This is a genomic window from Dietzia sp. B19, from assembly GCF_014145155.1.
Taxonomy (GTDB): Bacteria; Actinomycetota; Actinomycetes; order Mycobacteriales; family Mycobacteriaceae; genus Dietzia; species Dietzia natronolimnaea.
The window spans coordinates 1-1,544 of the sequence record NZ_JAALED010000486.1 but is presented as its reverse complement, the minus strand read 5'-3'; the positions used below and the strand labels follow the sequence as shown (position 1 = coordinate 1,544).

Annotated in this window: 3 protein-coding genes; all 3 read left to right on the top strand. The window is 72.9% G+C overall.

Features of this window, described 5'->3' with window-relative positions; all coding sequences use genetic code 11:
• Positions 1–183: hypothetical protein (locus G6020_RS16770; protein ID WP_206682232.1), on the top strand; the 183-nt coding region annotated here is incomplete at its 5' end.
• 33 nt (positions 184–216) lie between these two features.
• The gene (gene folE / locus G6020_RS13390; RefSeq protein ID WP_179524473.1) at positions 217–840 is read left to right on the top strand and encodes a GTP cyclohydrolase I FolE; all 624 of its coding nucleotides are present in this window, start codon (positions 217–219) and stop codon (positions 838–840) included.
• A gap of 59 nt (positions 841–899) precedes the next feature.
• Positions 900–1,544: dihydropteroate synthase (gene folP, locus G6020_RS13385; protein ID WP_182610959.1), on the top strand; the 645-nt coding region annotated here is incomplete at its 3' end.

The following is a 1,544-nucleotide window of genomic DNA, read 5'->3' as shown; positions in this document are numbered from 1 at the left end:
GCCCCCGCCGACCCCGAGACCACGGTCGAGGAGCCCGGCAGCCCGGGGGACCGGGACGCCACGCCGTCCGATCGGTCGACCCGGGCGTGGTCGGCGGTCGACGGTGACGGGCGTCGGAGCGGGTCGCGGCGACGCGAGGACAAGGAACCCGGGTGGCGTGCCCCGTGGGAACGTGACGACTGACCTCCCGGTCGGTGTCGTGCGAGAAGAGGACTGATGACAACCCCTGACCACATCCCCGCGGCCGACGCCCGGTCGAGGTCCACCGACCGCGTGTTCGACGCCGAACGCGCCGAGGCCGCGGTCCGGGAACTCCTGATCGCCGTGGGTGAGGACCCGGAGCGCGAGGGACTCCTGGACACCCCTGCCCGCGTCGCCCGCGCCTACCGGGAGGTGTTCGCGGGGCTGTACACCGACCCCGCGGACGTGTTGTCCAAGACCTTCGACGAGGATCACCGCGAACTGGTGCTGGTGCGCGACATCCCCATCTACTCGACCTGCGAGCACCACCTGGTGCCGTTCCACGGGGTGGCCCACATCGGATACATCCCGGGGCGATCCGGTGCCGTGACCGGGCTGAGCAAGCTCGCGCGACTCGTGGACCTCTACGCCAAGCGCCCTCAGGTCCAGGAACGCCTGACCGGCCAGGTCGCCGACGCCCTGGTGGACAGGCTCCAGCCCACCGGCGTTCTCGTGGTGATCGAGTGCGAACACCTGTGCATGAGCATGCGGGGGATCCGCAAAGCCGGTTCCGTGACCACCACCTCCGCGGTCCGGGGCAGCATGCGGTCCAACGCCTCCACCAGGGCGGAGGCCCTCGGCCTCCTCCGGGGTACGTGAGCCACCCGGCCGCCCCGCCGCGCCCGTCCGTACTGCCGCGCCCGGGCCGCTGCGCGGTGATGGGCATCGTCAACGTCACGGAGGACTCCTTCTCCGACGGTGGGCGGCACCTCGCCCCCGAGGCGGCCCTCGCCCATGCGCGTCGCCTGGTCTCCGAGGGCGCCGACCTCCTCGACGTCGGCGGGGAGTCCACGAGGCCGGGTGCGATCCGGGTCGATCGGACCGACGAGGCGGCCCGGGTGATCCCGCTGGTCCGCGCACTCGTGGAGGAGGAGGTCACGGTCTCGGTCGACACCATGCGCGCCTCCGTCGCGGCGGAGGCCCTGGACTCGGGAGCGGCGCTGATCAACGACGTCTCCGGAGGCCTCGCCGACCCCGGCATGCTGGAGGTCGTCGCCGACCACGGCTGCCCCGTGGTGCTCATGCACTGGGTGTCTCCCGACCAGTACCGGGCGGGCGCCGGCGGGCGTGCCGACTACGGCGGGGACGTGGTGACCTCCGTCCGTGACCACCTCGCCCGCCGCGCCGACGCGGCGGTGTCCGCAGGCGTCGACGCGGGCTCGATCGTGGTGGACCCCGGGTTGGGCTTCGCCAAGGACGCCGCCGACAACTGGGCGCTGCTCCACCGACTCGACGTCCTCATCGACCTGGGCTTCCCGGTGTTGGTGGCCGCCTCCCGCAAGCGCTTCCTCGGGTCGCTCCTC

Bases quoted from the DNA above. Each gene is read 5' to 3' on its own strand.
- folE (WP_179524473.1), top strand. From the start codon at position 217: ATGACAACCCCTGACCACATCCCCGCGGCCGACGCCCGGTCGAGGTCC.